Origin of the sequence: Halomicronema hongdechloris C2206 (assembly GCF_002075285.3) — a bacterium.
GTDB lineage: Bacteria > Cyanobacteriota > Cyanobacteriia > Phormidesmidales > Phormidesmidaceae > Halomicronema_B > Halomicronema_B hongdechloris.
The window spans coordinates 5,029,098-5,055,667 of the sequence record NZ_CP021983.2 but is presented as its reverse complement, the minus strand read 5'-3'; the positions used below and the strand labels follow the sequence as shown (position 1 = coordinate 5,055,667).

26 protein-coding genes, 1 tRNA gene and 2 pseudogenes are annotated in these 26,570 nt (G+C 57.2%); 13 read left to right on the top strand and 16 right to left on the bottom strand.

Features of this window, described 5'->3' with window-relative positions; translation table 11 throughout:
- Positions 1-3: 3 nt before the first annotated feature.
- Positions 4-522: a Ycf51 family protein gene (locus XM38_RS23075; protein WP_080805425.1), complete on the bottom strand. Its 519-nt coding sequence runs from the start codon at positions 520-522 to the stop codon at positions 4-6.
- A gap of 510 nt (positions 523-1,032) precedes the next feature.
- Between XM38_RS23075 and XM38_RS23070 the strand changes: the two genes are divergently transcribed.
- The 4 genes from XM38_RS23070 (at position 1,033) to XM38_RS23055 (ending at position 4,272) form a co-directional block, all read left to right on the top strand.
- Positions 1,033-1,632: a hypothetical protein gene (locus tag XM38_RS23070; RefSeq protein WP_080805427.1), complete on the top strand. Its 600-nt coding sequence runs from the start codon at positions 1,033-1,035 to the stop codon at positions 1,630-1,632.
- A gap of 133 nt (positions 1,633-1,765) precedes the next feature.
- Positions 1,766-2,485: a cation diffusion facilitator family transporter gene (locus XM38_RS23065; protein WP_187329523.1), complete on the top strand. Its 720-nt coding sequence runs from the start codon at positions 1,766-1,768 to the stop codon at positions 2,483-2,485.
- A gap of 443 nt (positions 2,486-2,928) precedes the next feature.
- Positions 2,929-3,831, top strand: coding sequence for a heterocyst differentiation control protein (hetR, locus tag XM38_RS23060; protein ID WP_080805604.1), 903 nt, complete (start codon positions 2,929-2,931; stop codon positions 3,829-3,831).
- Positions 3,832-3,852: 21 nt separating this feature from the next.
- Complete coding sequence (locus tag XM38_RS23055; RefSeq protein WP_080805431.1) at positions 3,853-4,272, top strand: YidH family protein; 420 nt, start codon at positions 3,853-3,855, stop codon at positions 4,270-4,272.
- On the opposite strand, the gene XM38_RS23050 is transcribed toward XM38_RS23055, so the two are convergent.
- From XM38_RS23050 to XM38_RS23040, 3 genes are all read right to left on the bottom strand, one after another.
- The gene (locus XM38_RS23050) at positions 4,273-5,100 is read right to left on the bottom strand and encodes a hypothetical protein (RefSeq protein WP_080805433.1); all 828 of its coding nucleotides are present in this window, start codon (positions 5,098-5,100) and stop codon (positions 4,273-4,275) included.
- A 22-nt stretch (positions 5,101-5,122) separates the two neighbouring features.
- Positions 5,123-6,358, bottom strand: a complete 1,236-nt coding sequence (locus tag XM38_RS23045) for a glycosyltransferase family protein (protein ID WP_088431169.1) — start codon at positions 6,356-6,358, stop codon at positions 5,123-5,125.
- Positions 6,359-6,697: 339 nt separating this feature from the next.
- Complete coding sequence (locus XM38_RS23040; RefSeq protein ID WP_225889389.1) at positions 6,698-7,873, bottom strand: RNA polymerase sigma factor, RpoD/SigA family; 1,176 nt, start codon at positions 7,871-7,873, stop codon at positions 6,698-6,700.
- A 538-nt stretch (positions 7,874-8,411) separates the two neighbouring features.
- On the opposite strand from XM38_RS23040, the gene priA reads away from it, so the two are divergent.
- On the top strand, positions 8,412-10,847 hold the full coding sequence (gene priA, locus XM38_RS23035) for a primosomal protein N' (protein ID WP_202978951.1): 2,436 nt from the start codon (positions 8,412-8,414) through the stop codon (positions 10,845-10,847).
- Between the two features lie 186 nt (positions 10,848-11,033).
- On the opposite strand, the pseudogene XM38_RS23030 reads toward priA, so the two are convergent.
- The 6 genes and pseudogenes from XM38_RS23030 to yqeK form a co-directional block, all read right to left on the bottom strand.
- A pseudogene (locus tag XM38_RS23030) lies at positions 11,034-11,195 on the bottom strand (ferritin family protein); the annotation flags it as partial.
- A gap of 64 nt (positions 11,196-11,259) precedes the next feature.
- Positions 11,260-11,336: transfer RNA gene (locus XM38_RS23025), tRNA-Met, on the bottom strand.
- 89 nt (positions 11,337-11,425) lie between these two features.
- Positions 11,426-12,388, bottom strand: coding sequence for an asparaginase (locus XM38_RS23020; protein WP_080805438.1), 963 nt, complete (start codon positions 12,386-12,388; stop codon positions 11,426-11,428).
- A 165-nt stretch (positions 12,389-12,553) separates the two neighbouring features.
- On the bottom strand, positions 12,554-13,051 hold the full coding sequence (locus XM38_RS23015) for a CGLD27 family protein (protein ID WP_225889388.1): 498 nt from the start codon (positions 13,049-13,051) through the stop codon (positions 12,554-12,556).
- Positions 13,052-13,377: 326 nt separating this feature from the next.
- Positions 13,378-13,800, bottom strand: a complete 423-nt coding sequence (gene rsfS / locus XM38_RS23010) for a ribosome silencing factor (protein ID WP_080805442.1) — start codon at positions 13,798-13,800, stop codon at positions 13,378-13,380.
- A 44-nt stretch (positions 13,801-13,844) separates the two neighbouring features.
- On the bottom strand, positions 13,845-14,468 hold the full coding sequence (gene yqeK, locus XM38_RS23005) for a bis(5'-nucleosyl)-tetraphosphatase (symmetrical) YqeK (protein ID WP_080805444.1): 624 nt from the start codon (positions 14,466-14,468) through the stop codon (positions 13,845-13,847).
- 334 nt (positions 14,469-14,802) lie between these two features.
- On the opposite strand from yqeK, the gene XM38_RS26235 reads away from it, so the two are divergent.
- From XM38_RS26235 to recR, 5 genes are all read left to right on the top strand, one after another.
- Positions 14,803-14,949 carry a hypothetical protein gene (locus tag XM38_RS26235; protein ID WP_187329522.1) on the top strand — a complete coding sequence of 49 codons (147 nt, stop codon included), beginning with the start codon at positions 14,803-14,805 and terminating at the stop codon, positions 14,947-14,949.
- Between the two features lie 52 nt (positions 14,950-15,001).
- Positions 15,002-15,763, top strand: coding sequence for a hypothetical protein (locus XM38_RS23000; protein WP_088431165.1), 762 nt, complete (start codon positions 15,002-15,004; stop codon positions 15,761-15,763).
- 88 nt (positions 15,764-15,851) lie between these two features.
- Positions 15,852-16,547: a HEAT repeat domain-containing protein gene (locus XM38_RS22995; protein ID WP_088431163.1), complete on the top strand. Its 696-nt coding sequence runs from the start codon at positions 15,852-15,854 to the stop codon at positions 16,545-16,547.
- Positions 16,548-16,706: 159 nt separating this feature from the next.
- Complete coding sequence (locus XM38_RS22990) at positions 16,707-17,546, top strand: lipopolysaccharide assembly protein LapA domain-containing protein (RefSeq protein WP_080805450.1); 840 nt, start codon at positions 16,707-16,709, stop codon at positions 17,544-17,546.
- Positions 17,547-17,605: 59 nt separating this feature from the next.
- The gene (recR, locus tag XM38_RS22985) at positions 17,606-18,199 is read left to right on the top strand and encodes a recombination mediator RecR (protein WP_080805451.1); all 594 of its coding nucleotides are present in this window, start codon (positions 17,606-17,608) and stop codon (positions 18,197-18,199) included.
- Here recR and XM38_RS22980 read toward each other — a convergent pair.
- Genes XM38_RS22980 through XM38_RS22975 form a run of 3 tightly spaced genes read right to left on the bottom strand, consistent with a single transcriptional unit; the run spans position 18,196 to position 21,189 of the window.
- Positions 18,196-20,097: a WD40 repeat domain-containing serine/threonine protein kinase gene (locus XM38_RS22980; protein WP_449271862.1), complete on the bottom strand. Its 1,902-nt coding sequence runs from the start codon at positions 20,095-20,097 to the stop codon at positions 18,196-18,198. The genes recR and XM38_RS22980 overlap by 4 nt on opposite strands.
- A complete protein-coding gene (locus XM38_RS29270) occupies positions 20,094-20,276 on the bottom strand; it encodes a 4-Cys prefix domain-containing protein (protein WP_391540793.1) in 183 nt (60 codons plus the stop codon). The genes XM38_RS22980 and XM38_RS29270 overlap by 4 nt, the downstream gene beginning before the upstream one ends.
- 52 nt (positions 20,277-20,328) lie before the next feature.
- Positions 20,329-21,189, bottom strand: a complete 861-nt coding sequence (locus tag XM38_RS22975) for an EamA family transporter (protein ID WP_225889387.1) — start codon at positions 21,187-21,189, stop codon at positions 20,329-20,331.
- Between the two features lie 400 nt (positions 21,190-21,589).
- On the opposite strand from XM38_RS22975, the gene XM38_RS22970 reads away from it, so the two are divergent.
- Entirely contained in the window at positions 21,590-22,054 is a 465-nt protein-coding gene (locus XM38_RS22970) for a DUF456 family protein (protein WP_088431159.1), read from the top strand.
- Here the strand turns inward: XM38_RS22970 and XM38_RS22965 are convergent.
- Positions 22,039-22,665, bottom strand: coding sequence for a class I SAM-dependent methyltransferase (locus XM38_RS22965; RefSeq protein ID WP_080805455.1), 627 nt, complete (start codon positions 22,663-22,665; stop codon positions 22,039-22,041). The two genes, XM38_RS22970 and XM38_RS22965, sit on opposite strands and share 16 nt — an antisense overlap.
- A gap of 13 nt (positions 22,666-22,678) precedes the next feature.
- Positions 22,679-22,909 (bottom strand): hypothetical protein, encoded by a 231-nt coding sequence (locus XM38_RS22960; protein WP_080805456.1) that lies wholly within the window; start codon positions 22,907-22,909, stop codon positions 22,679-22,681.
- A 242-nt stretch (positions 22,910-23,151) separates the two neighbouring features.
- On the opposite strand from XM38_RS22960, the gene XM38_RS22955 reads away from it, so the two are divergent.
- Entirely contained in the window at positions 23,152-23,535 is a 384-nt protein-coding gene (locus XM38_RS22955) for a hypothetical protein (protein WP_080805608.1), read from the top strand.
- Between the two features lie 258 nt (positions 23,536-23,793).
- A complete protein-coding gene (locus XM38_RS22950) occupies positions 23,794-24,009 on the top strand; it encodes a hypothetical protein (protein WP_187329521.1) in 216 nt (71 codons plus the stop codon).
- Between the two features lies 1 nt (position 24,010).
- Here the strand turns inward: XM38_RS22950 and recJ are convergent.
- Positions 24,011-26,417, bottom strand: a pseudogene (gene recJ, locus XM38_RS22945) (single-stranded-DNA-specific exonuclease RecJ).
- Positions 26,418-26,570 lie beyond the last annotated feature (153 nt).

Sequence of the window (26,570 nt, the reverse complement as noted above, 5' to 3'; positions counted from 1 at the left end):
ATCTCAAGCATCGGGTGAGGTGTCTATCCGGGCTAGTTGATCTGGATAGAGCTCGATATTAAAGGCATCATCGTCGGATGGGGAAGCAGGCTGGATCTGACCCAAGTAGACCAATTGAGACACCCCTGGTGGGTCATGCAGAATGGTGCGGGCTCGAATGGTGGGCGTTTCCCCTGGCCCACTCAACCGACTGGGCTTCAGTAGATTACTAGCGGCCTGTCGCAGCGTGGCCTCAAGTTGAGATTCCGTGATTGTAGGCGGAACCTTAATGACGATCTGGCTTGCCCCCGAGTCGAATACTGTAGCATAGGACACGGCTCCCGGTATCACCGTCGGCGTGAAGGGTTCAAAGCTGAGGCCAAAAAAGCCAGCCATCAGGACCACGGTAAAACTCGTGACCCCCACTAGCCGGAAGCGAATACCCCAGCCCAGCCCAAAGGCCAGAACCGTAATACCTGCCAGTATCAGGGCTGCAACCCCGGTCCACTGGGCGGCTCGCATGAATTCATCAGGGGTGGGCATGGATCAATCGTAACAATAGAGGTTGCTAATCTGTCCAGGCGGCCAATCATGGTCGAAGGTGGGCCGCGATGGCGGCAGACTCCCTTCGAAAGCCACTGACCGACTGGTTCTGATCCTATCAGCAGTCGCCATGTCTAATCGTATTCGGTCATGGGCGAGCCCCTATAGGCGAGCCATTATAGGCAAGCCATGATTTAGATCAGCAAAGATCAATGCTGACCAGAGGCGTTTGGCCAGCTTCGCTATGCTATGAACTATGCCAAGGCCGCTCGAGATCGGTCATTGCTGCTGCAGTGAACCGTCTAAGGCTGGCCTAGGATAAGGCGTCAATGGCAGCCTGCTGCAGGCTTGTCTGAGTTAGACCGTCGCGGATATGAAGTTTCCATGGACATTGCCTGGGGCAATTTCAAGACTGGTTGGGTGACGTTTACCTTGGATTTACCCGTTTGCGGCGGTATGGGTATAGACTGACGGCAGCCTTATTCATTTCAGACGACTGAGGAGAAGTTCATGCTGACGCTGCGCCCACGCCTATGGGGAGTTCCGGCAGGTTTGGTGGCCTTGATAATCGCCGGTTGCGGCGAGTCTAAGGTGTCCCAGTGTAATCGTCTGGCGGAGGTGGTTAATCAAACCCAGGGCTTTATGCAAGAGTTTGAGACTGAAATCCAGAGCTTCAGTCAAAATGCTTCCCAGGTTGATGGCCTAGATGACATTAAATCAGCTGCCAGCCAATATACAGCGGCTGTGGATCAAGTGGTCACTGATTTAGATGGGTTAGTGAGTGATCTGGAGGCCACAGAGTTGTCGGATGAGACGCTAGTGCAGTTTCGAGATGATTATGTTGAAGTGGTGCAAGGCTTTAGCAGTGCCCTGCAACAGGCTAGTGATGCCATGGAACTGGTGGTTACAGTAGAGTCTGAGGCTAATTTGCCGACTAAGATCGAGGAGTCTCAGCAGCAGACGATGGCAGCGGTGAGTTCTATTGAAGACCTGTCTACGTCGGAATCTCAGATTATTAATCAGGTGAATGAGTACTGTGGCGCACCTGTCGGTAACGATGAGACCGCTCCAGAGGACGAGGAGACTGGAACACCGACACCGAGTGAATAGTCTGAGAACGGCAGAGGGCAGCCACGGCTGCCCTGGCCTAGGTTGCATCAGAGTCAATCGATTGGAATAGGTGACTGTGACTGGGGTTTGAATGTTGATGCCGTTTCGCGTCCTGTGTTCATGCCAGTGGGGAATGGGACAACGTACCTCTCCCTGGCTGGGGAGAGTTGTCCTAATGTTGCTGGGCTATGGCTTACTGGAGGGGCTAGTGAGTCGTTTCAGCCATAGCACTGCCCTTCTGGCCGATGCCGGGCATTTCTGCACCGATGCGATCGCACTTATCATTGCCCTCACGACGGCCTCCCTGGCCCGACACTTTTCCCCCCACCGTCATCGTCTCGAGAGTATTGCGGCCCTGATCAACAGCACCGGCTTGTTGCTCATGGCTGGCCTCATTGCCTGGGAAGCCTGGCACCATTTGCAGGTACCCCCCGCCGAGATCCTGAGCTGGCCCATGGTGGTCACCGCCGTCCTGGGGCTACTGGTGAATAGCGTCAACGTCGGTGTCTTGCGGCAAGGCGCTCCAGACAACCTAAACGTGCGAGTGATCTTCCTGCACGTCCTGGCCGACCTAGCCAGTTCCCTAGGCGTCATCATCGCCGCCATTACCATCAGTCTGTTTCACTGGCTGTGGGCCGATGGTCTGATCGGGCTAGCCGTGGCCCTATTCATTGGCCTCAGCGCCCTGCCGATGATACGCCAAAGTTGGCACCAGTGGCATCAGCCCCAGCTTTCCCTAGAAGCCCTGGGATTTTTGGAAATTGGTCAAACTGATTTATTGTCTCTAGTCAGGGAAGAAGGAGCTGGAGAGAGGGGACACCGGCGCGGCGAGTCGCTAAAGGCCAAGGTCTAACTCACCGCCTAGAGCTGCTCCAGGGCCAACACATCAGCACTACACCGCAGGGCATAGCTGGAACAGGATGGGGGTTGACTGGGTCCCTATCAATAGCCCCAATCGCTAAAAAAGGCAGTCCCGGCTTGAATTTTGCCCGTTAAAGGATAGAATCTCTTCTAAAAGCCCCCAATTAGGGATTAACAGGGCTTCGCCGATGATCACAACCACGGAGTAAGGGAATCAACGGATCTCAGTTATCCCTTGAAAATGGTTACTCTAGAGAGGATGGCCTGGTTGACTCCTTGCTGAAAGGTCCTCCTATCTAATAGGCTGAAGCATTCTAAGTAATAGCCGGACGGGTAGCAATGGCCGGGCGGTTTATCTGCCACCCGCTTTCCCTATCAGATTTGAATCACACCGGTAAATGAGGCGTGGCCACTACTTCTGACAACCAGACTGAACTGAATAACAAGGCGCTCCTCAACTTAGAGGTTGGCCCAGCCGATCGGATCTTGTTATATCTGGCCATGGGCGCCATGAAAATGGGAGGGCATCGCTATGGAGCCTTTCTAGATGCGGCCACGACGGCTGCCAAGTTTGCCATTTACACCACCTATCTAGAGCAGGGGGGCAATATTCGCAAAACCGGCTTTCTCTACCACGTGGAGCCTAAACGGGTAAAAGCCATCATCCAAGAGGTGCAGGAGGCCTTGAATAAGGGCCTATCCCTCAAGACCCTGAGTTCCCAGGAGCCCTACTATCTCATCGGCCTACCTCACCTGTGGCAAGAACTCCATCCCTGGACACCCGGCAACCCGAGAATTCATACCCAGGGGTTAATGGCCAGTGAGCGCCAACAGATTGAAGCGTCGCTACCAGACGACTTGCCCCCGGCCCGACTGCTCGATTTATTCGAGTTCATGGACCTGATTAAGGTGCTGCATGTCAAATCCCAGGAGCATCTATCGCCGGATCAGCGCATGCCCCTCAGCGATGCTTTAACAGAGCACATCAAGTTTCGATTGCTCTACTCAGATACAGTATTGCAAATTGACTCGCCCCTGCTGACCATGCCATTGTTTGCCTTGGCCCGTACGGCACATTCGCCCAAGGGGCCGCGGGAACGCGCCTTTACCATGATTGAGGATGTGGCCCGATTCTTTAGCCTGATGCAGGCTTGGGTGGCGAAGGAGCCCTATGTCATGAGGGCCTTAGAGGTCTTTGATGTGGATCCGGCTAAAAAAGACGAAGCGCTGGCAGAATTGGATAAATTACTGCAGGATTGGGCCGATAAATATCACCAAGATGACGGAGATCCCATGGTCTTGCAGCTTGCTGCCGGAAACCGTGAGTTTGAAGTGTAAGCCCTGGGAATGGTTGTGCCGATGCTGCCAGAGGATCCATCCCTAGCCCCTAATCGCTATAACCTGAACAACGAATTGGCCAAGGAACGTAACCGAGCCGCCGCCGAGCGCACTCTGATGGCTTGGATTCGTACCTGCTTGGCCCTAATTAGCTTTGGCTTTGGGATCGATCAGCTGGTGGCTGTCCTGGGCCGCACCCAGATCAGCCAGGCCAGTCATCCTAGCCCGATGGCGCGTCTCTTGGGCCTGTGTTTCATTGGTTTGGGGACCTTTGCCATGGTGGCTGCCATCCTAGAGCATCGTCAGGTGCTGCGATTGATTCGGCGAGATGACTATCTCTATCGACCGGGACGGTCTATCAGCTTGACGGTAGCTACGGCCCTGACCCTGTTAGGGGTTGCCAGCTTTTTAGGCATCTTAATCAGCGCCCTGACTCGATAACTAGTTCCAACCCAATACCACGCCCCAGAAAGCGTCTTCAAAGGGACCTTCGTCGGCGTCGACGGTCATCCGTTTGGCCCAGGTGAAGCAGTCAAAGCTGACATGGCCACTGTCGTGGCGACCAAAGCTGCCTTTCTGGATGGACACATTGCCCACGATCGCAATCCAGTGCTCAGGCACGGCGATTTTGGCGGGCTTGTCTGTGAGCAGGGTGCTGGCCGTGATCAGGCCGAAGGCGACGCCGCCTCGATTTAGCACCTCTTGGGAGTGGCGCAGGGCGCTGAGGTCTCGCAGCACGTAGGTGTGCCTGTAGTCGACGTGGCGATAGCCTAAGATCTCTCGCACCCAGCCTTTCATTTCCCAGGACTTAGTCATCCCGGCCAGGTTGCGCACGATCTCGGGGGCGTTGGGTTCCACCGGGAAGATTAAATTTTCTGATTCCCGTAGGGTGGCTAGGATCATCCAGTCTGCAGGCCCCATGCGAAGATTGCCCTGGCTGGCCTGGCGCAGAGCCTCAGAGGTCTGAATCTGGCGACTGTGGCCCTGAAAACCGCCGGTCTCGAAGAGGGCACGAGTTAGGGTGACATAGCGCTGGGGCAATTTGCGGATCAGTTCAAACAAAATAGAGGCTGGCCCACAGAAGGGCTGCTGCCCCTGGTTGACGGTAAACGGGTTACGGAGATGCGATCGCATCTCCGCAATAATCTCAGCCTTATCCAAGTGAGGCCAAACCCCTGGTTCCTGGGAGCGACTGAAAGCCTCCAAATCAGCTAGAGCCTGGCGGTGCCGGGCCGAATCAGCTGCATCATTGCCAACAGAAACAGACATGGATGAACTCCTTATTTTGGAATTAAACTGCCTCGTAGGAAATCAGGGGATCCCGAGCATCCGCCATATCTGAGATCACTGCATCCCGCAATTTTTCCCGCAGGTCAGGCATGACCGCTAGGGCTCTAGTCCAGTCAGGAATTTGCGTTCCAGCTGGGTCCTTAAGATAGTCTTCGCCTGCCTCTAAAATAACCTGCTCAAAACTCTCCAGAGTCATTTCCTCCAAGTGGCGGTCGTAGTGCAAATGGTTAAAGCGAGCGTCCACAAAGTACTGACGGGTTAGGTTTTGGGCCTCTCGTCGAAACTTCACCCGCAGGGCCCGAATATGGTCCATGCTGATCACCACTTGTTCCGTTTCGGTCAAGGTTCGCAACACCGATTGCAGAATATCTCGACACATCTTGTGCAACCCTTCCCCGGGGGATTGACTCAGGGGTTGATGCTTGTGCTCGAAGCAGCCCAAGTCCACCTGGGCAATGCGCTTGAGGGCCACGTTGCGATAGACCTCGGCCAACAGCCCCACCTCCAAGCCCCAATTGGCCGGGATGCGAGTATTCAGAGCCAAATCACTGGTGAGGGCAAACTCCCCAGAGAGGGGGTAACGATAGGCGTTGAGATAGCGTAGATAGTCTTTATAACCAAATAGCTCCATTAAGGAGGTAATCAATGGCGTCACAAACAACCGGGTGACTCGGCCATGGAGACTACGGGGATGATTCCCCAGGCGGGCATAATAGGCCTTGCTGAAAGCAATACCAAACTCTCGCTCTAACAAGGGAAACAACAGTTTCAAGGGGTAAGAGCGATCATAAGTGGTGATGTCAGCGTCATGGAGGGCGATGGCGGCAGCTTCTAGAGAAGCCAGACCGATGCCCAGCCACACGGCCCGTCCTTTGCCCCGAAACTTCAACAGGTCAAACCCCCGCTCTTGCAAGACGGCTAAAATCTCCGTCACTCGGGGGCCATTCTCCCAGAGAATCAACGTTGGTTGCGGCAAGGGTTCGAAGAACTGAACTGCCCGGACAAATTGCTCACGGGTTTTGGCATAGAGACAGATGAAAACGTTGTTAATAAAATGACATTGGGTTAAGTGATCCCGAATAGTAGCCAGGGCAGGACGCTCAAGCTCTTCATAGAGCGACGGTACTAGAACAGCCGTCGGCTGAGTTTGGCTGAGTTCGCTTAGGCGCTCATTCAACTGCTCCAGATCGCAGCCTAGATCATGAATCGTGGTGATTAACTCCTGCTTATAATCCATCTAACCTGAGCCCCAAACAGCATTTCAATCATATAGATACTGCAGACCCACGGGATGTCTGAATCATCACCCTGGAGCTCGGTAATTTAGGCTAAGAGACTACCTGAAACGGGCCTGCCAGGGCAATCTCTGTCCCTTAGCCGAAGTAACCCCCCTCGTTGTGCCATCTAGCGGCCACAAGAGCCTGGCAGCCTGAGTCCTGGCTTAAAGCTCTGATCACGATGCCGCCCATATCAACTCAGCGCCCACTTATCGGCGCATAAGCTGAAGCTTGGAGCGAAGCTGCAGGTCTACGCCGTTAAGTCTGAGATTAGGGAATAGGCCTCAACTAGGGAGCCATCACTTCAGCCAGCCCCGCAGTCGAGCGGCGACTTGGGGACGACGTAGTTTGCGCATAGCCTTGGTCTGGATCTGTCGCACCCGTTCCCGGGATAGATTGAAGATCCCTCCAACCTCCTCTAGGGTATGGGTTTCGCCAGTGGTGAGGCCGTAGCGCAGGGTAATAATGTCCTTCTCACGCTCGGTTAACACCTCGGCCAACACACTCGAAATCTCCTGCCGCATCATCGACTCGCTAATTTTAGACTCGGGAGATTGAGTGTTGCCGTCTTCTAAGAGTTCGAGTAGCTCTGTATCTTCTCCTTTGCCCACCCGATGATTGAGAGACAGGGAACGACGGCGCACCTGCTGTAAACTACGCAGCTGTTCCACAGTCATATCCAGGACCTCGGCCAGCTCTGCTTCGGTAGGATTGCGTTGTAGATCGCGGCGCAGATCTCGATGGGCTTTTTTCAGCTTGTTGAGTTTCTCAACGATGTGAATGGGGAGTCGAATTGTGCGGGCATCGTTGGCGATGGTGCGGGTAATGCCCTGACGGATCCACCAGTAAGCATAGGTAGAAAACTTATACCCCTTATCCGGGTCAAATTTTTCGGTGGCTCGATTCAATCCCAAGGCTCCTTCTTGGATTAAATCCAGAAAAGGAACTCCCCGATTGAGATAGCGTTTTGCAATCGAGACAACTAACCGCAGGTTAGACCGAATCATCCGCCGCTTAGCAGCCCGACCTTGGTGAAGTTTCTGTTTCAATTGAGCTGGGCTCAACCCCAGTTGATCGGCTAAGGCAGGAAAGGTTGGTGACTGCCCTGTCTCCTTGATCAAGGCGTCTCGAACAGAATCGACATCACTCAAAAATTTAACCTGTCGAGCTAATTCGATTTCTTCACTGGCCTTTAAAAGGGGATGACGCGCCATCTCTTTGAAGAAGGCTCCGACAGCATCATCGGTGAGAGTTTTGCTATACCCAGGCAACCCCAGATCAGATAGAGCGTCCTGGGAGGAGTACTTGGCTTGAACCTCTCCGGCATTGTCCCAATCTGCATCTTCTTGGGCCAGGCCGATATCCGTATCTAATCCACCGATATTAGTCTCATGTTGATGAGACGCAACGGTTAGAGTCTCTGAGTCAGACCAGTTCATGTTGCTATCTGAATGGGGAAGGAATGACGTGGCCATAGGCACAGTTGTTAATTAAGCAGGCGCTCAATCCGATGCGGATCTAAGCCTATATATCTAATTGCCTACACTATAGCAACCTCATTTTTGGATTTCGTGATCAGTGATTCACTTTATGCGTTCTATTGCAAGGGTTTCAAGCTTCTTTCGGTCTATGTAAAATTTCATGGGTTTTCTTTCAATGTGTAACATTGCTAAAGGCAGCAATCGTCCCAGTACTATAGTGACTGCGCCCCTCCTAGCTCCTTGTGATCAAGGCAGAATCCATTAAAAGGTAGCCTGAATTCCTAATTTTTCCCTGGGGATCTTTTCCTGGCCAGGTATGATTATCCTGGTTTTGGCCAGAGCGACTCGCGCTACCCCTTTTTCTCTGCTCCCAGTGAGTCTTTCCTGGCTGAGCATGGCTACCCTGGTTTGAGCAGCGTGACCCAGGCTGTCCCGGCCCATTCACCTGGGCATGACTAAGGGCCATGACTAAAAGAACGTGGAGATTGCTATAACTCATCAAGGGACATATTGGCGAGTAGAACGACTAGCTTTGCAGGAGATCGAGACGCAAGGGGGCTGGGTAGATACGTTAGTGGATTGCCCCGGGGGGCAAGGGGTATATACCTATGCAGTGCCGTCGGGGCTGGTGGTGCAACCGGGGGATATTCTGAGTGTGCCCTTTGGCCCGCGTCAAGTCGGTGCGATCGCATTACGCCAGTTAACTACCGTTCCTAACCACCTCGATCCCCAGCAAATTCGGCCCATTGAGGCAGTGGTCCACCCCGGTTTCTTTGCCCCCACCTACTGGCAACTGCTAGAGCGGGTCGCCAGTTATTACCAGACCCCGCTGATCCAGGTATTGCGTACGGCCCTGCCGCCAGGGTTGTTGGCTAAATCCCAGCGGCGGATCCGCCTCAGCCCTAGCCAACCCTCACCGGACCATGAGGCCCATCTGGCTCCAGCAGCCCGCCAGCTGTTAGCCCAACTACGGCAGTCGGCCAGCGGCGACTATACCTGGCAGTATCTACGCCGATTGAGTTCCGACAGTCGCCACGGGTTGGTCCAGCTATTGCACCAGGGTTGGGTGGAGAGCTATCTGGCCCCGCCCCAACCGCCCCGCCCCAAGCAACGGCAGGCGGTCACGGTGACTGCCGCAGCGGATTCCGAGGGGCTATCCCCTCGACAACAGGAAATCCTGGCGGTACTGCGACACCACGGCGGTGATCTGTGGCTGCAGGAAGCCCTGCGCCTCTGTGGCACCACCAGCACCACCCTGAACCGGTTGGCGACGAAGGGGTATCTGGTGATTGAGCCCCGGGAAGTCCTGCGCCTGGCCCCCCAGGCTACCCTCCAAGCTGATCAGCCCAAATCACTGACCACGGCTCAACAGAAAGCCCTGACGGCGATTCAGTCCCTGCATGGCCAGGCCCAAGTGCTACTCCACGGCATCACCGGCTCTGGCAAAACGGAAGTCTATCTGCAGGCCATTGCCCCCCGGCTGGCAGCGGGACAGTCGGCCCTGGTGTTGGTGCCAGAAATTGGCTTGACCCCACAGCTGACTGACCGCTTTCGGCAGCGGTTCGGCGACCAGGTCTGTGTCTATCACAGTGCCCTGGCGGCCGGGGAGCGCTACGACATCTGGCGACACCTAATCAACCCGCAACCCCGGGTGGTGATCGGCACCCGCTCGGCCGTGTTTGCCCCCTTGAGTAACCTGGGCCTGATTGTGCTGGATGAGGAACATGACAGTAGTTTCAAGCAGGATCAACCGGCCCCCTGCTACCATGCCCGCACCGTGGCCCGCTGGCGGGCCGAGTTAGCCCAGTGTCCGTTAGTGTTGGGCTCGGCCACGCCGTCCTTGGATACCTGGAGCCTGAGCACGAGTCCAGCCCTCGGGGTGACCACCCGCTATCTGTCATTACCCGAGCGGATTCAAACTCGGCCTTTGCCGCCGATTCAGGTGGTAGATATGCGCCAGGAGCTACAGGCAGGCAACCGCAGTATCTTTAGTCGCCAGTTACGGCGGGCACTGCAGGCAATGAAGGCGGCGGGGAATCAAGGGCTCTTGTTCATCCAGCGGCGGGGCCATAGCAGTTTTGTCTCTTGCCGTAGCTGTGGCTATGTTTTCATGTGTCCCTACTGCGCCGTATCCCTGACCTATCATCAGCCTGGGGCCGAGGCTATGGCCACACTGCAGTGCCACCACTGTGGTTATGGGCAAGCCCAACCGCGCCACTGTCCCCAATGTCAGTCCCCCTATCTAAAGCAGTTTGGCAGCGGCACCCAGCGGGTCATGGGGGCCTTGGCCGAGCAGTTGCCAGAGTTGCGCTGTCTGCGGTTTGATCGCGACACCACTCGTACCAAGGGGGCTCACCGGCACTTGCTCAGGCAGTTTGCCCAGGGGGAAGCCGATGTGCTGGTGGGCACCCAGATGCTCACCAAGGGGATCGATATGCCCCAAGTGACCCTGGTGGGCATTGTGGCCGCCGATGGATTGCTGTATATGGCAGACTATTGGGCCAGCGAGCGCACCTACCAGACCCTAATTCAAGTGGCGGGCCGGGCCGGGCGAGGCAGCCAACCGGGTCAGGTGATTCTACAGACCTATACCCCCGAGCATCCGGTGATCGAGGCGGTGCAACGACAGGATTATCATCGCTTCATCGAGACTGAATGGGAACAGCGTACCGCCCTGGGGTATCCACCCCAGGGGCGTCTGATCCTACTACGGTTGAGTAGCCCAGACTTCTCTGCAGTGAAGCACACAGCCGAGCACATCGCGGCGGCTTTGGTCCCTGAACTGGGACCTTGGGAATGTCTGGGCCCAGTACCGGCGCAGATTCCGCGGGTGGCCCGCCGCTACCGTTGGCAGATTTTACTCAAGGCTCCTCCGGAGACCCCAGCCCCAGCCCTTACCTGGCTGCAGGACAAGTGCCCGGCTGCGGTTAGCCTGTCTATTGATGTCGATCCGCTGACGTTTATCTAGGGGGCAACCATGAGGCGCTGATTGGCCTGATACCAGTTCTCTGTACCTATCCACTCTCCATCTCCCCATCTCCCCCATACTGATTATTCTGTAGCGCTAATGTGCAGAATCGGTCTTAATGAATGGTGCCCCACTCCTGGGCCGCTTCTACTGGTTTGAGCAGATACAGCCGCACCAGATCCCCCGCAGATGCCGGTGGATCAAGATATAGCGCCAATAGCCGATTTTCTCCGACAGGTACACGGCATAGAGGATCCACTCCACTGGAAAGAAGGTATAGGTGCGGGTCTTGGTCAGGGTGGCCAAATCCAACGAGATCTGGAAGTCAGCCATGGCCTTATTTTGAAAGAGTCATCAAACAGTCATCAGATAAATAAAAATAGCGCCCTAGCCTAGCTAGGGCGCTGTTGGTTGGTGGCGGGGCATGGATTTGAACCATGGACCTTCGGGTTATGAGCCCGACGAGCTACCAGACTGCTCTACCCCGCGTCGGCTTAATTAGTATAGCGGGAAACAGTCGGCAGCGACAACGGATTATGGCTATCGGACCAGAAAAATCCTACAGATAGTGTTTGAGCTCAGGTGTAGGAGATTTCGCCCACTACATCCAGCCGTTTGTAGGGGGCTAGGGTCATATAGGTTTCAGCCAGGGCTTCGGCAATGGCAGGGGTGATCCAACCTAGTTGCTTCAACAAATGGACGGATGCCGCATATTTTGCCCGCTTGGCTCCATCTAGCACCTTAATGGCTAATCCCAGGCTTTCCCCGACCCGGCCGATGCACTGAATGCCTTCTGCCCCCGATTTGCTGACTAGCTCTCCCTCCGTCAAGCGCATTAGTTCTGTATCAAAGGCCTCGTGGCCCGCCACCATGTCTGGGTGACTAGTCATGGCTCGCACAATTCGCTCCATATCGAGGCTATCGCCGGAGGCTAATTTGGCAAATAAATTTGCCATCTGTCCCAACTGCATGAAATAGGTGGGAGCGCCGCAGTCATCATGGGCGCCGATAAATTCATCGGCAGGCATGCCTAGCAGTTCTGCCACTTTCCCCAGAATCAACAGTTGGATGGGGTGGTTGCGATCGAGGTAGCTATCGAGGGACCAGCCGCGCTGCTGACACACGGCCAGCATACCGGCATGTTTGCCCGAGCAGTTGTGGGTTAGAGGACTAACCTGGCCAGGGGGAAGGGGACAGCGCAGTTTAGACGGATCAATATCGGCCCGCCACAGGATGCGAAAGGCCTGCCGCACTTGCTCCATGCTGCCGCGATGAGAACTACAGATAATGGCTAGATCTTTATCGTCCAAATTAAAGTGATCTAGGGTTCCCGTAGAGGTCACTGCTAGGGCTTGAAAGGGCTTGAGAGCAGAGCGGATGAAGGTGCCGATTTCAGAGTCACCAGCTGAGGTTAACACCCGTCCCCGGCTATCGCAGACAACGGCATGGGCCATGTGGGTCGACTCAACGATGCCTTCCCGCAGAAGTTGAACTTCCAGTTGTTCACTTTGATGCCGCTTCGAGGAGGTTTGAAAAGTCATGGAGTTGTTGTCTTGCCCTTGTTGAAAGGTTCTGTCTAGGTGTCTAGGAAGCTCACTGCCTATGGGCTACCCTGCTACTCCTAGCGTCAGGCCTGCCTCGGCCCAGACAATGTCGCACCTGACAGAGCTGTCCTGGGGGTTGCCACCATGGGCGTACCATAGAGTTTATATCCATTGCCAAGCTACCACGGCAACTGCCAAGAGACCGACAATGGCAGCAAAGCTTCTGCGAAGCCGGTGGAGAATGGGCTGCACTTGATAATCGACGATCAAGCGATCGCGATTGTGCATATCCTCGGGTTTTTGCCAGACCTGACCGTCGTACCAACCAGACTCTTCATAGGGGATACGGGCCTGTCGCAGGCGACGACCGACATGGGACCAGCCAATATATAGTTGCAATAGGGCCAAGCAAGGGAGCACGCAGGCACCGATGGCGGCACTCAGTAGAAAGTCGCTGGGATATCGAGCGGGCGTAAAACTGGCCGCTGCAATCGGTGCTGTCATCGACCAACTCAGTCCCCAGAGCACTACCAAGGGCTGGATAAACCGCAACAGACTACGACTGCCCCAGCTGTAAAACCAGGACTCTCGCATGTCCTGGTATTCATTGATGGGTTGTTGTTCGGCGGGAACAGGACAACGGGACGGCATTACAGTCATGGGAGTTACCTACAGCGGGCAGGACGGGAACTAGGAGACTGTGGCGTACAGAGTAGATAACGATGCGAGTGTGCATAGGCGAGGGTCTGGGAGATAAAGAGAAATAGCATGGGTCCCTGCCGGGGCCTGGGACATCATGATCGGCAACGGTGAGGCCCAAAGAGAACAGCCTACCCGATACCTGCCGTTGCGGAGGTGCCATGGACGCGCCGAGTTTACCAAGGGAAATAGGGCCTCGATGGTCGGTGGGCAGGTGAGGCCCGGGTCTTGAGGTTGGGCGAGTGCTAGGAGAAGTGGAATGGGGGGTCCATGATTGCCTCAACGTGCTAAGCATCGGCTGCAGATAGGTGGGACTGGTAGAGGGTGCGCTCGGCATGGCCCCAAAAAGCATCTAAATTGTAGAAGTCTCTGGCTTCGGGCATGAAAATGTGGACGATGACTTCGCCATAATCCTGTAACACCCACTGACCCTCCTGTTGGCCTTCAGTGCGTAGGGGCTGCCGCTGCCAGGTCTGTTCGATGTCATCTTCGATGGTACGGGCAATGGCCCGTACTTGCACCGCCGAGAAGCCGGTGACAATGACGAAGTAATCGGCCAGGTAGGAGACATCGCCGACGTTGACTAGGACAATGTCAGCCCCCTTGCGTTCGTCAGCAGCCTGTGCGATCGCACAGGCCAAATTCCAGGCCGCATCATCGCGATTAGGCCGGGAGGACGGATTAGACAGGGTGTTGACGGAATCGTTCATAGACAGGCAATATCCTCAGAGACAGGGTAAACAAAGAATCCTCACTAGGCTGAAAGCCAGGCTGAGGGCAGCAAAGTAGACTGGCGACTCGCTTGCCAGAACCAGTTACGGGTCAGTACAGTGCGGGGATGAATCAAACGGTGTTTGTCGATTAACTTCCGGATAGACTCGTCGCAGGTTTGGGCCACCGCCGCCACCAGATTCTGATGGCTGAGCTGTCGTAGTCGCCGTAGCTGCGGAGAGTCTCCCCGACCCGGCTCCAAGCTATCTGCCAGGAACACCACACAGCTGAGGGCATCCATACCGGGTCGGCCCAAGGTGTGGTTGGCAATGGCTGCCAACACCTGACTATCCGTCACGCCAAAACGGTCTCGGGCGACTATCGCCCCCACTTCGGCATGGAGCAAATGGGGATTGGCCTCATCAACAGGATCTAGAGGCAACCCTGCGGCTCGGGCCATCGCCAATAGCCGCGCCGGCTGGAAACATTTGGCTAAATCGTGTAGTACTCCGGCCCAGGCCGCCCGCTCTTGGTCTACGCCATGGTCTGCCGCCAGTTGTCTGGCCATGGCCTCGACCCGCAGGATGTGATGTCGCCGCGCCTCAGGTACATGGGTCTCTAACCATGTCAACACATCGGTACGCAGGGACTCTGAAAAGATGGGCATGGGCAACCACAGCGACAACACGTTAAACCAGGGCTAGGCAACCTAGCTAAACCGTTGTATTGGTCATTGTAGAAGATATGGCTGGCTCTACCCACGGCCACCCCACCGAACTCTCCCCCCAACCGGGTCAATGAACCTGAGCTGGGGGATTCTACCCCCCAGGGGCGTTGCAACATCTGTTTACAGCGAAACGAGATGTCTGCCCCGACACCATATATCATGGTCGTCAACCATTGTGTCGGCCCTAGGCGGTTGTCCTCGATGCGAAGGTCCTTGGCGTCGCCCTAAACTAGCTCGGAGGGGCCATCGCCCTACTCACCATAGGAGACAAGTCATGACGCTCCCCCCGCAATCGATCTTGATCGGCGGCCTAATTGGTGCCTTGATCGGATTCTTACTGGGCTTGATCCTAGGGCCGTTGCTACGGCAACGGCGCATTCACCAGCCAACAAAGCCCTGCGCCAGCGCCAGCAACACCTAGATCAGTTAGAAATCGAACACGACGCGCGGTTACGCCAAGCGACCGCGAGCAGTTGCAAGCCGACTATGACCGCAGGCTGCAAGCCACCATCGAGCGTTACCAAGACGAAATGACCCAACGCCTCTCTGGCCTAGAGAGTGAATATGAAGCCCGGGCTGTGGTATTGCAGCAGGCTGATCGCCCGACCTCGGAGTCCTCCTCCCCTCCACCCTCGGCCCCATCTCCGGCGGAAGACTCCCTGAAGCAACAGTACGAAGCCCGATTGCGGGAAGCCGCCCGTAGACTACAGCAAGCCTATGAACAACAGCTGAAGCAAAAGCTACAGGTAGCCACTCAGACCCTACAGGCAGATTATGAACAGCGGTTGGCCCAAAAAATTGAGCACTATCAGGATCAGCTGGCTCAGCGTAGCGCTCAGTTAGAGGAAGCCTACGAAGCCCGATTGCAGGCCCTGTCGATGGGACAACCCGAGGCAGCAAGCCAGGCCCCTGCCCGCTCTGATCCGGAAACCTTAGCCACCTTCAAGCAGCAGCTGCAACAGGAATATGACCAGAAACTTTCCCAACAGCTGGAGCAATATCATCAGCGGTTGACCCAACGTATCGACGATCTAGAGCATGACTATGCCAACCGGTTGATGCAACTGACCCAGCGCCCCAACCCCATGACGCCAACGACCTCCCCGGAGGCTGAGTCATCACCACCTCCCCCGGCCCTAAATGACAGTGCTGACCTCGACGACATCCTCAAGACTCAGTCCTGGGGGGAGTCCGATGAGACCCTTGACCTGGAAGACCCCAATTCTCCAGAGTAGGGAGTCAGTCGCGACCGTCTCAGAGCAGTTTTCATCTCTGTAGGGCAAAACGCTAAGGATCACGCGCGTAACGGAGCAGGATAACAGTATGGGTATCGGTGGGTTCATTCTCGGGATTGTGATCGGGGCAGTGCTGGCGGCCGCCATAGTCTACTGGCTGCAACAGGCAACGATTCGGCGGCAAGCGGCTACCTTGCAACGGCAACAGCGCCGCTTGGACCAGCTGGAACGGGAGCATGAGCATCGTCTGCAGGTGGCAACTGAACGGCTACGATGGGACTACGAAGCCCGCTTAGCCTCTGACCCAGCTACCGCGGTCGCTACCGCCCCATCTGCATCGGCCTCTCCCCCAGCCTCGGCGGCGACTGCTGCGACCCCGACTCCAGCCTCGGCTCCAGCTGCTTCCCCCTCGACAACTCTGCCAGTCTCAGTCACCACGCCCTTAGCCGAGCTGACCGCGGCCAGCTATGCCGACGACGCTCACCTCCGGCAGCAAGTAGCGGCTACCTTATCAGAAGCCGTAGCCGTCTACCCGCCCCAGGACCGTCAGCAGTGTCTCCCCCTTCTGAAACGACTCAGCCGCGACCCAGATCCCCAGGTGCGACGGGTCACGGTAGAAGCCTTGGGGCGACTTCGCTCCAGACGGGCGCTGCCCTGGTTACGCCGGGCTTTGCAGGATGCCAATGCCGATGTCGTGCAAGCGGCCCATGCTGCCATCAGCCAGTTCAAGGGGCGCTCGGGGATGGCTGTGGCTAAACGGCGACGGTTGCCCAAAAATCATTAGGGACGGTCACCATTCTCCAGGTCTTGGCAGTGCCACCTGGGGTGACAACCCCGGCTAGGATTCGCAGTAGGATGAAGGAGGCCCGGAGTCGCCTGGTGCCTGACCGGTGCAAGGTGGCTCTTAAGTCCTGTTTGCCCTGTGTCGTCTCCCTGGCTGTCCATGCGTTTATTCGTCATCTCGGCTCTGGTCATCGCCTTTTTGGCCATCCTGTTTGCGCTGCAGAATAATAATCTGGTCACGATTAACCTGCTGGTTTGGCGGTATGAACAGTCTCTGGCTTTAGTGCTACTGGCCACTCTGGCTATTGGCGTGCTGGTGGGGCTGCTGGTCTCAATCCCCGCGATTGTGCGCCGGGGCTGGCGCACTGCTCGGATCAAGCAGCAGACAGATGAATTGGTGACCCAGGTGCAAGAGAAGGATCAGCAGATGGCTAGCCAAACCCACAAGATTCAGTCGGTGCGGGATAGCTATCACGATTTACTGGAGGCCCTAGGGCTGATCGAGCCCACCACGGCGCTATTGCATCAGCAAGCCCTGCAACAGGCGGCGACCTCCTTGCTGCAGCGGCGTCAGAGCCGTTCCCAGGACAGTCGCTATCAATCCCTCAGTCTGTTATTGCTGCAGGTGGAGCCGACCCAGCCCCCTAGCTTAGGCCCATCGTTTTGGGGACAAGTGGCTCAGCGGCTGCAGCATGAGGCCCTAATCGACTCCTGGCTATACAGTGATGGCCAGGGCCAGTTTGCCTGCACGACGCCGGGTCTGGATACCCGTGAGACGTCCCGCTATGGAGAGGCCCTACAGCAGGCGTTGACGACACAGCCCATCGCCTTAGCCGATGGTACCTCGGTATCAGTGCAGGTGAGTGTCGGCGGTGCGATCGCATCTGCCGACAAGCCTGTCGATGCCACCATCCTACTAACCACCGCTAAGACAGCCCTAGACCAAGCCCAGCAGCGGGGCCGCAATCGGTTTCGGCTACTGCAGGCCAGCCCAGCCTAGGCCAGCACGACCAGAGCACTCGATAATTATAGTCGCCTGCCCATCGGAGGATTATCCCCATTTACGCTCGCCCCCTGGCCCGACTGATCGAAGAACTGCAGCGCCTACCGGGCGTTGGCCCAAAGACTGCCCAGCGCTTGGCCCTGCATCTACTCAAGCGCCCCACCTCGGAGGTGCAAGCCCTAGCCCAGGCCCTGATCGACGCCAAGGCCCAAATCGGCCATTGCTCCATTTGCTTCAATCTATCTGCCGCGCCAGTCTGCGACATCTGCCGCGCCCCCAGCCGCGACCAGCACACCCTCTGCGTCGTGGCCGACGCCCGCGACGTCATTGCCCTGGAGAAAACCCGAGAATATAAAGGCAAATACCATGTCCTTGGTGGTCTGATTTCCCCTATGGATGGCATTGGTCCCGAGCAACTGCACATCGGCCCCCTGGTGCATCGGGTGCACAAAGAGGGCATCAAAGAAGTGATTATCGCCATCAGCCCCAGCATCGAAGGCGATACCACGACCCTATACATCGCTCAGCTGCTGAAATCCCTCACCCGGGTTACCCGCATCGCCTTTGGCCTGCCCATGGGGGGCGATCTAGAATACGCCGATGAAGTCACCCTAGCCCGGGCTATAGAAGGTCGACGCGAGATTTCCTAAGGGGCCAGACCGACGGGAGGCATCCAGATATTAATCAGGTCATCATCTGACTTGGCCGTGACAATCTGGCCATTGGGATGCACCACCATATGCCGAATCGGCCGGTCAAAGCCAGTCAACTTGGCCTGGAGCTGGCCGGTAACCATATCCCATAGGCCCACGGTGCGATCATTGCCACCACTATAGAGAATCTGGCCGTCCTGGCTAACCTGAAGAGCATTGACAAAGCTGGTGTGCCCTGCCAAAGGAGGCAGCTCGGTGTAATCCATCAGCTGCCAACGCCGAATCGTGCGGTCAGCACTGGCACTGAAGAGGATCTGACCGTCGGGACTGATGGCCAGATCGTTCACATAGCTGGTGTGCCCCCGAAAGGTGTGGAGCTCGTCGCCACTATCGAGATCCCACAGTCGCACCAGCCGATCTGCCCCACCACTGGCCAGCCATTGGCCGTCGGCGCTGAACTCTAGGGTATTGACCGGCCCGTCATGGGCCTGAATGGTCCGGATCATGGTCTGACCATCGACAGTCCAGAGCTTAATCTCCCCATCGGCACTGCCACTGGCCAGGGTGCGACCATCGTGACTGATGGCCAGGGTGTTTACCGGGCTAGTATGGGCCTCTCGGTGCCATTGCACCGTGCCCGCAAGCACATCCCAACCATAGAGCTGACCATCGGCCCCGCCGCTGAAGAGGCGAGTCTCGTCGCGACTGAACACCACGGTATTGATGAAGCTGCGGTGGCCTTCTAGGCGCTGGGCCTCTCCCCGCCGAGTCAGATCCCAAAAGCGAATAGTACCATCTGCTCCGGCACTGATCAGGGTCTGGCCATCACCACTCAGCTGCAGAGCATTCACAGAGCTGACATGGCCTGGCAACCGCCCCACTAGCTCTACTGGCCCACTGTTGGCCTCAGAGATCGGGGTTGCTGGGCTCGGGGAATTCGTCGTCGCCTGGGGCTGCCACCGTTGCCACCCCCAGGCCAAGATCAGGCCTAAACCCACCAGAGACGCCGCCCCGATCCCAACCCATGGCCATCGCCGCCGCCAAGATATTGCCCCCGTAGCGCTGCTGTCCTGTACTTCAGGGTCTCGCTGCATCTGCGTAGAGGGAACTGCCGAGGGAGGATCGAGGGTAGTCGTCGGTAACACCAGCCCTTGAGACACACTGGTGGGCAACTCCGCCAGGCGAGCCAGGATGGCCTCCGGCGTCTGAGGCCGATCCACCGCTCGCGGGGCCGTGAGCCAGTCGATCAGGTCGGCGAATTCAGGCGAGACTTGGTCAGCCTGCTGCCGCCAATGGAAAGTATTGGTGCGAGAGTCATAGATGGTGGGATCGGTGGGAGACTGGGCCGTCAGCAGGTAGATCAGCGTGCGCCCCAGGGCATAGAAATCGGACTGGGGCACTGCTTGGCCATGCTCTTGCTCGGGAGGGGTGTAGCCCGCGGAACTAACGGTAGTGATGCCGCCTGTGGCTCCCAACTGGGCCATGTAGGTGGCCGTCATCTGACGAGCCGCCCCGAAGTCCACTAACACCACCTGACCATTGGCCCGCAGCATGATGTTGTCAGGCTTGATATCGCGGTGGAAACAATGATGCCGATGGATCAGTTGCAGGACCTCGGTCAGTTGGGTTAACCAGTAGCGGGCCTGGGTTTCACTGATAGGATGGTTTCCCTGCTGCACCATCCACTGCTTCAGGTTGGGGCCGTCGATCTTTTCCATCAGGATGCAATGCAGCGGCTGGTCACTGCCCTGGGGCCAGTAGGCAAAATAGCCGTCGGCAGCTACCCGAGGCACGCCGGGATGGTGTAGTTGACTCAGTACTTCTGCTTCCCGTTGAAACAGTTCCAGCACCTTAGGATTATCGTTGTGGCTTGATTTCAGTACCTTCAGGATCATCGGGGTGCTGCGCTCGTAGGCTTCGTAGACCATGCCGAAGCCACTGTGACTGCTGAGCAACCGCAGCACCCGATAGCGCCCTGCAGTACCAGTTCAGAGCCGCATCCCTGACAATAGCGATTGTGCCCGTTGTCAGGATGATCGGGCTGGGGACAGCGAGGGTTGATACAGAGGCTCATGGTCGTTCGGAAAATGCATCCCTATATCCAGTGTTTCACACCCATCACGGAATTACTGCGATAGGGGAGGTCCTTGGGAGGATCCCACGGCGGCCAGGGTGATCAGGACAATGGCCCCGACCATGCGGGGTACCAGGGTCTCTCCCAAGACTACCAGGGCGATCAGGGCAGCGACGGCGGGCTCCAGGCTCAGCAGAACTCCAAAGACCTGCAGCGGCAATCGTTGCAGGGCCGCCATCTCCAGAGAATAGGGCACGGCGGAGGACAGTAGGGCTACCCCCACGCCCGTGACCAACACTAGCGGCTGCAGTAACCGAGGACCATCGACCCAGACTCCCAAAGGTAAGAGGGCCATGGCTGCGATGACCATGGCTAGGGCCAGCCCCTCTCCCTGGGGAAACAGACGTCCTACCTTGGCCGACAGCAGCATGTAGGTACCCCAGCAGGCTCCGCCCAGTAGGGCTAATCCCATCCCCATCGGATCGAGGGCCAGGCCCTGGACCGGGATGAGCAGGCCAATGCCTGCCGCCGCCAACCCACCCAGAGCCCATCTAAGGGACGTCGGGAATGGACCAAGGCCACCCCCAGGGGACCGGTGAACTGTAGGGCGACGGCTACTCCAATGGGAATCCGTGCGATCGCACCATAAAAGCAGAGATTCATGGCAGCCAGGACCAGGCCGAAGGGCAGCAACAGGCCATAGCTGGCCCGGGCATAGCGACCCAGGGGAGGGGCGCCACAGCAGCAACAACCCTGCCGCCACCAGCCCCACCCGCAGGGCCACCATCCCTGTCGGACTGATCTGGTCAAACAGTCCCTTAGCCAGGGCCGACCCCAACTGGATCGAGCCGATGGAGGCCAATACCAGGGTCGTGGGTGGCAGCGATACCGTCTTTACCTTCAGGAACATCATGGTTTCTAAGCCCTCGATTCACGACAGACGTTTCGTTGGATCTGGGAGTACCACAAAGCTTGGCGGCGGTTGCTAGACAGCTGTAGTCAGCCAGGTTAGGCCATGCCAAATCAGTGAATTCTTTGCCTAGCAAGCATCCTGATTCTGCCCTCTGCCTTTTTCCTTCTACCTTTCGCTATACTCCCTGTGTCCCTCTATTTCCTTGCCCTATGGATGTCCCGATGGATGCCTTGAGTCGTAGCTGGGACCACCTAACGACCTCCCTGTCGACAGGGCCACATCCTCTTGGCATGGCCTCAGCATAGCATGGCGCCCGGTGGACCGGTGGCCTCTGGGAACTAGGGCTCTATTGGGATGGTGCTGGTCATGGCGCAGGGGGGTGGGGCCTTTTATCCCGGCCATGCCCGGGTGCCCTGGTCCTGGCGCGGTGGTGATCTGGGGCGTGATCAAGGGCTTCGCTGGCTTAGGGATAGCCTTGGGGACAGCCCTGGTGGCCTTCTTGCTCAGCGTTGCCGTTGACTACTTGGCGGGTATCCTCAGCGCCAAGCGAGTCGGCGCCAGTAACTGGGCCCAACTGGGAGCCATCGTGGGGATGATTTTAGGCTTTCTGGGCCTACTGCCGACCCTGCCGGTGGGCGGCCCCCTCCTGGGTATTCTCTTCGGCACTGTACTGGGAGCCTTTTTGGGCGAATTTCTGCACCGACGGGAACTGGGGTTGCCGATCCGGCTGCAGCAGTCCTTGAAGGTGGGGGTGGCCATCGTCGTTGGCACTCTAGTGGGCAACCTGCTGCAGGGGCTCTTGGGCTTAGTGGCCCTGATTGTGTTTCTCTGGACGACACTGCCTACTCTTCAGGCAGGCTTGTAGCCCACCATCAACGCCATCTCCAGCCATTTCCAATAGCAATCCACATGGTCGAAGCCGATCTGCCGTAGCCAGTTGAGTTGGGTCTCCATATCCAGTAAGCGGTTCTCTGGATCTTCGTCCTCGGGTCGATAGCCAATGGCTGCCATGAAGTGGCGATGCAATCCCTCGGTAGGGGAAGCCACATGCTCCAGGTTGCAGAAGATACCGCCGGGCTCTAGGCGATCGAAGATTTCTCCATAGAGGGCGCGCTTGCGATCGTGCTCCAGATGATGAATGGCAAAGCTAGAGACAATAGCGTCAAAGCTACCCAGAGGTGGCAGGGGCTGCCTCAAATCGTGGCTGATCACCGTCACTCGACCATCGCCGGCAAATCGCTGGCGAGCAGCAGTCAGCATTGCTGGGGAAAAGTCGAGGGCAATCCCCTGCATTTGGGGTCGATCCAACTGTAATAAAGCCAGCAGACGACCATCACCGCTGCCCAGATCTAGAATGCAGCCTGCCTGTTTGGGGACATGATCGAGCACCACCGCCTCCCCTTCGGTGCGGTGCGGAATTTGATCGGCCCGGGCTAAATAGTCGAGGGCATGGCTGGTAGAGGTCCATTGACTCATGGTGATGGAACCCTTAACGGAGGGCGATTAGCCTCGCTGCTCCGGCAGGATCGTCATCTCGCTCCACAGCCATGCCGGCAGCTAAGATCGTATAGCGGCTCCACTGGGGAAGGGAGGGGAGTCGATGTTCTAATTCCGTGTCAGACCAGGAGTCTGGGGAGGTAGCGATGGCAGGTTCATGCCCCAGAAATCCCACTAGCATCAAGGTGGCAACGCTGATTGACAAGTAATCCAGGCGTTTCATGGCGGCTGATGACAATTAGGACGCAATCGCCATCATATCGTCCCCAGTCCCCATCGTGATCGATGGCGTCGGCCAGCCGATAAAGTGGTCCTAGCCTCGGAACATTCGGTAGCCTTCGATAGACTGTTAGAGTAGAACGGCAATATGTGGCTACCCTGCAAGCATCAATTAGGCACTTCAGTAGCTTAGGACCTCCCATGGGTAGCCCTAAGCCATTCAACGATTTTATTGACGAAGACGCGATGAAACTGCACCCCCTACTTTCCCTCAGTATTGTTGGTCTTGGCTTGGCGGCTACACCAGCTTTGGCTCGGCCAGAAATTGCCAGTGGCGATTTGCGGCTCGACGTGGGCTCCCAAGGGTGCCTCGACCGAGCAGATAGCTTTATCACCGAATTAGGAGTGCAGTCAGACAGTGGCGAGATTGACCGCACCGGCTACTTCAATGATGGCGCCTTTCGCATCCTCTGCTATCAGCAGAGTGAGGATCAGAGCATGGCCATCGTCTTTGCCTCCCATGACGAATCGGCCGAGGTAGCCACCTCTTTCGTGCAATTTGTCATGGGAAAACTGGCCCAACCAGATGAGGGCAGTCCCGATTCATCACCCGCCGAGTCGAGTCTCTAAAGGCGGTGCCAGTTTTCTGCATTGGGCGCGGCAACCACGCCCCTACCCTATCTCATCCACTCTTCACTCTTCACTCTTCACTCTTCACTCTTCACTTCCCCCCTTTTCCGTTCTCCAAACGCCCCATTTCCCGTCTACCTTTTGCGGGGCGTTGTTGCTTAAGCATAGGAACTGGGGACAGGCGCTTGGCCATTCACGACCCAGTTGCCAATGTCAAACAGTTTGTAGTCCACTTCCCTGGCCCTCGGGCGCAGGTAGTTGGCCACGGCAGTTGCGATCGCACAACATCCACCACGGTTACCGGTAACCCCAGAGGGGCTCGCCGATGCCATCATCTCGACCGTCGAAGGGAGCTTCATCATGATGCGGGTATTGCAGGAGCCGCAGCAAATCAACCAGCAGTTGACCCACTATCGCAACTACATCGAGCTATTGTTTGGGGGGGCCGAGTATAGCAGCGGCCAGTCAGCCTAGGTCACCGCTCAGGGGATACCTGGGTCTGGTGCCAGCGGGCTTGCAGCTGGGTGATCTGGGCCTCTTGCTCCTGAACGGCATTAACTTGCTGCTCTAAGCTAGTCTGCAGGGCTGCCAAGGTCTCCCGCTGCTCTGCAGGAAGGTGCTCCAGAGTCGAGGTCAGTAAGGCCACCTGCTGAGACAGGAGCTGAATTTGACTGTCTTTGGCAGCCAGTAGGGCATCTTGCTTGGCCAGCCAGCGCGTCTTTTGATCGAGTTCCAGCGCTTTCGCCGCCGTCCGAATTAGGTCGCAGTAGCGGCCATCTTCCGGGTCGATGGGCTGTAGGGGTTGCCCGGGAATGCCCAGAAAGCCTTGCCGCTGAGGCAATGCCACGATCAAGATCTGCCCCTCTGGGTTGTGAATAATCAGCTGTCGCGAGCCATCGGTGGCATCAGTCCTGATGTGGACGCTGTAGCGACGTTTGCTGTAGCTGAAGTCAACCCTGGTGGCTCCAGAGGTGGCCATGGTCTGGGAGCCCAGGGCATTCATGTCCCCGTTTGGCGGCGATGACGGAGGATCAGAGAGGGGGGGGGAAGTAGGCGCGGCTGGCTCCGGAGAGGGCGGTGTAACTGTAACAGTAGGCAGACGCACGCCCAGCAACTCTAACTCGATGGTACGGCTGCCATTCCAGGCGTTCACTCGGAGTTTATAGGCGATGTCTAATTGCTCTGGCAGTGGACAATAGTCGCCCCAGCGCCAGGCTAAGACCTTGAGTTCTGTGCCAGAGTCATCGGTCACCCGGAGCTTCAGATGGTCGCGGCCTTTGCCAATGGGGCGTTGTTCTAGCAGGCGCACTGCCGGGGTCCAAAATACCGGATCTGGATTCTCGATGCCGCAGGGATGCAACCGATCGATCTGCGCGTACAGATCTAAGCTGAGATCGCAGAGCCGAGCTTGGGCATCAATCGTCACCAGGGGTTTGAGATGCTCCGGGGCCAGGCAGCCATTGGCAAACTTAACCAGCCGTGATTTCACCTGCCGCAGGTGCTTACTAGGGAAGGAAAAGCCCCCAGCCGCCCTATGGCCCCCATATTTGTCTAGCAGGTCATCGCAGCTCTGCAACGCCTCGAAGACATGGAACTCGGGAATGCCGCGGGCGGAGCCGCGAATTTCGGTGTGGGCCTCGTCTTCATAGGTACCAATAAACACAGGGACGCCGTAGCGTTCTACCAGTCGGGAGGCCACAATGCCGATGACGCCGTGATGCCAGTCGGGCTGAATAATCAGCAGCAGTCGATCGCGAGTCAGGTCCAATTGACCTCCCTGGCGCTGGGCTTCGCACCAGGTCACGGCCTCTAGCTCGATTCGCTGGCAAAGCTCGCGGCGATGCTGGTTGATCTGCTCGCACTGCATGGCCCGTTCTAAGGCAATGCCGGTATCGTCTGTGGTCAGCATCTCGATCACGATCTGAGGATCGCTAATGCGACCCACGGCGTTGATGCGTGGGCCTAACCGAAAGCCGATGTCTTCTGGCTTCAGCGCCTTCTCCTCCTCCCCGAGACCGGCCACTTGAATCAGGGCCTGCACCCCCAGAATCCGAGAGCGGGGCAGGAGCTTCAGGCCCCGCCTGACCCAGCGGCGATTCACCCCCACCAAGGGAGCGAGATCGGCGATGGTGCCCAGGGTAAAGAGTTCCAGCAGGGGGGCGGTGAGATCTTGAGTCTGGCCCCGGGCTTGGGCCAGGCAGACCGCCAAGATATAGGCAACCCCGACTCCGGCGATGCCACGATAGGGAGAGTCTGGTCGAATCAACTTAGGGTTAAGGATGGCATGGGCTGGGGGAATTGTCTCCGGGACATCGTGGTGATGATTGGTTGCGGTTGCCGATAGGCTTGGTTGGGGCGGCGGGGGGTTGGGAGCCACCGCGGCGATGCCGTTGTCGACAGTTAAAATGACGGCCACGCCGTCAGCATAGAATTCATCGACGATGCGCTCGTTGATACCATACCCTTCTTGCATGCGGCTGGGGATGGCGTAGTCGACGTTGGCCCCCAAAAACCGCAGGGCGCGCAACAGTAGCGCCGTGCTGGTCATTGCCATCGGGTTGGTTAGTCACCGCAGATGGCAATTTTCTGACGGTTCTCAATGGGCGGTGACCAGGATGTCGAGGCTCTGGCTGAGGTCAGGGAATTCCCCTAAAGGGGAGGGGAGTTGCTGGGTTTCGGGTCTAGAAATTCTAGGACTTGGTCTGGGGTCTCTAGGTGACGTTGAATCAGCACCTGGGCCAGTAGGGGGGGTAGCCCGTCAGTTGGGTCAGGGCCTGAGGGACGTTTAGTGGAGCCGGCTGGATCTGCCACCGCTGCTGCGGCATCGTGATGTCTGGGGATGAGTCCGGGGAAGTTTTATCTGCAGTTGCGGCGTCGGCCATGATCCTCACTTGCGATCGCACCATTGGTGTTCTATGCCCCTAGTCAGGACATTGGGCTCCATCTTAGCGGTCCTTGTCTAGCTGGCAAGGGTGGGCTGATATCGCTCCCAACCCAAGGCAAATAGATCACTTGCACTATAGTAATCGGTCGTC

What these genes read in the sequence shown, in the direction of transcription:
- XM38_RS23075 (WP_080805425.1), bottom strand. Translation starts at nt 522, where the DNA reads ATGCCCACCCCTGATGAATTCATGCGAGCCGCCCAGTGGACCGGGGTT.
- XM38_RS23070 (WP_080805427.1), top strand. Translation starts at nt 1,033, where the DNA reads ATGCTGACGCTGCGCCCACGCCTATGGGGAGTTCCGGCAGGTTTGGTG.
- XM38_RS23065 (WP_187329523.1), top strand. Translation starts at nt 1,766, where the DNA reads ATGGGACAACGTACCTCTCCCTGGCTGGGGAGAGTTGTCCTAATGTTG.
- XM38_RS23055 (WP_080805431.1), top strand. Translation starts at nt 3,853, where the DNA reads ATGCTGCCAGAGGATCCATCCCTAGCCCCTAATCGCTATAACCTGAAC.
- XM38_RS23050 (WP_080805433.1), bottom strand. Translation starts at nt 5,100, where the DNA reads ATGTCTGTTTCTGTTGGCAATGATGCAGCTGATTCGGCCCGGCACCGC.
- XM38_RS23045 (WP_088431169.1), bottom strand. Translation starts at nt 6,358, where the DNA reads ATGGATTATAAGCAGGAGTTAATCACCACGATTCATGATCTAGGCTGC.
- XM38_RS23040 (WP_225889389.1), bottom strand. Translation starts at nt 7,873, where the DNA reads ATGGCCACGTCATTCCTTCCCCATTCAGATAGCAACATGAACTGGTCT.
- XM38_RS23020 (WP_080805438.1), bottom strand. Translation starts at nt 12,388, where the DNA reads ATGACTTTTCAAACCTCCTCGAAGCGGCATCAAAGTGAACAACTGGAA.
- XM38_RS23015 (WP_225889388.1), bottom strand. Translation starts at nt 13,051, where the DNA reads ATGACTGTAATGCCGTCCCGTTGTCCTGTTCCCGCCGAACAACAACCC.
- rsfS (WP_080805442.1), bottom strand. Translation starts at nt 13,800, where the DNA reads ATGAACGATTCCGTCAACACCCTGTCTAATCCGTCCTCCCGGCCTAAT.
- yqeK (WP_080805444.1), bottom strand. Translation starts at nt 14,468, where the DNA reads ATGCCCATCTTTTCAGAGTCCCTGCGTACCGATGTGTTGACATGGTTA.
- XM38_RS26235 (WP_187329522.1), top strand. Translation starts at nt 14,803, where the DNA reads ATGACGCTCCCCCCGCAATCGATCTTGATCGGCGGCCTAATTGGTGCC.
- XM38_RS22995 (WP_088431163.1), top strand. Translation starts at nt 15,852, where the DNA reads ATGGGTATCGGTGGGTTCATTCTCGGGATTGTGATCGGGGCAGTGCTG.
- XM38_RS22990 (WP_080805450.1), top strand. Translation starts at nt 16,707, where the DNA reads ATGCGTTTATTCGTCATCTCGGCTCTGGTCATCGCCTTTTTGGCCATC.
- XM38_RS22980 (WP_449271862.1), bottom strand. Translation starts at nt 20,097, where the DNA reads ATGATCCTGAAGGTACTGAAATCAAGCCACAACGATAATCCTAAGGTG.
- XM38_RS29270 (WP_391540793.1), bottom strand. Translation starts at nt 20,276, where the DNA reads ATGAGCCTCTGTATCAACCCTCGCTGTCCCCAGCCCGATCATCCTGAC.
- XM38_RS22975 (WP_225889387.1), bottom strand. Translation starts at nt 21,189, where the DNA reads ATGATGTTCCTGAAGGTAAAGACGGTATCGCTGCCACCCACGACCCTG.
- XM38_RS22970 (WP_088431159.1), top strand. Translation starts at nt 21,590, where the DNA reads ATGCCCGGGTGCCCTGGTCCTGGCGCGGTGGTGATCTGGGGCGTGATC.
- XM38_RS22965 (WP_080805455.1), bottom strand. Translation starts at nt 22,665, where the DNA reads ATGAGTCAATGGACCTCTACCAGCCATGCCCTCGACTATTTAGCCCGG.
- XM38_RS22960 (WP_080805456.1), bottom strand. Translation starts at nt 22,909, where the DNA reads ATGAAACGCCTGGATTACTTGTCAATCAGCGTTGCCACCTTGATGCTA.
- XM38_RS22955 (WP_080805608.1), top strand. Translation starts at nt 23,152, where the DNA reads ATGAAACTGCACCCCCTACTTTCCCTCAGTATTGTTGGTCTTGGCTTG.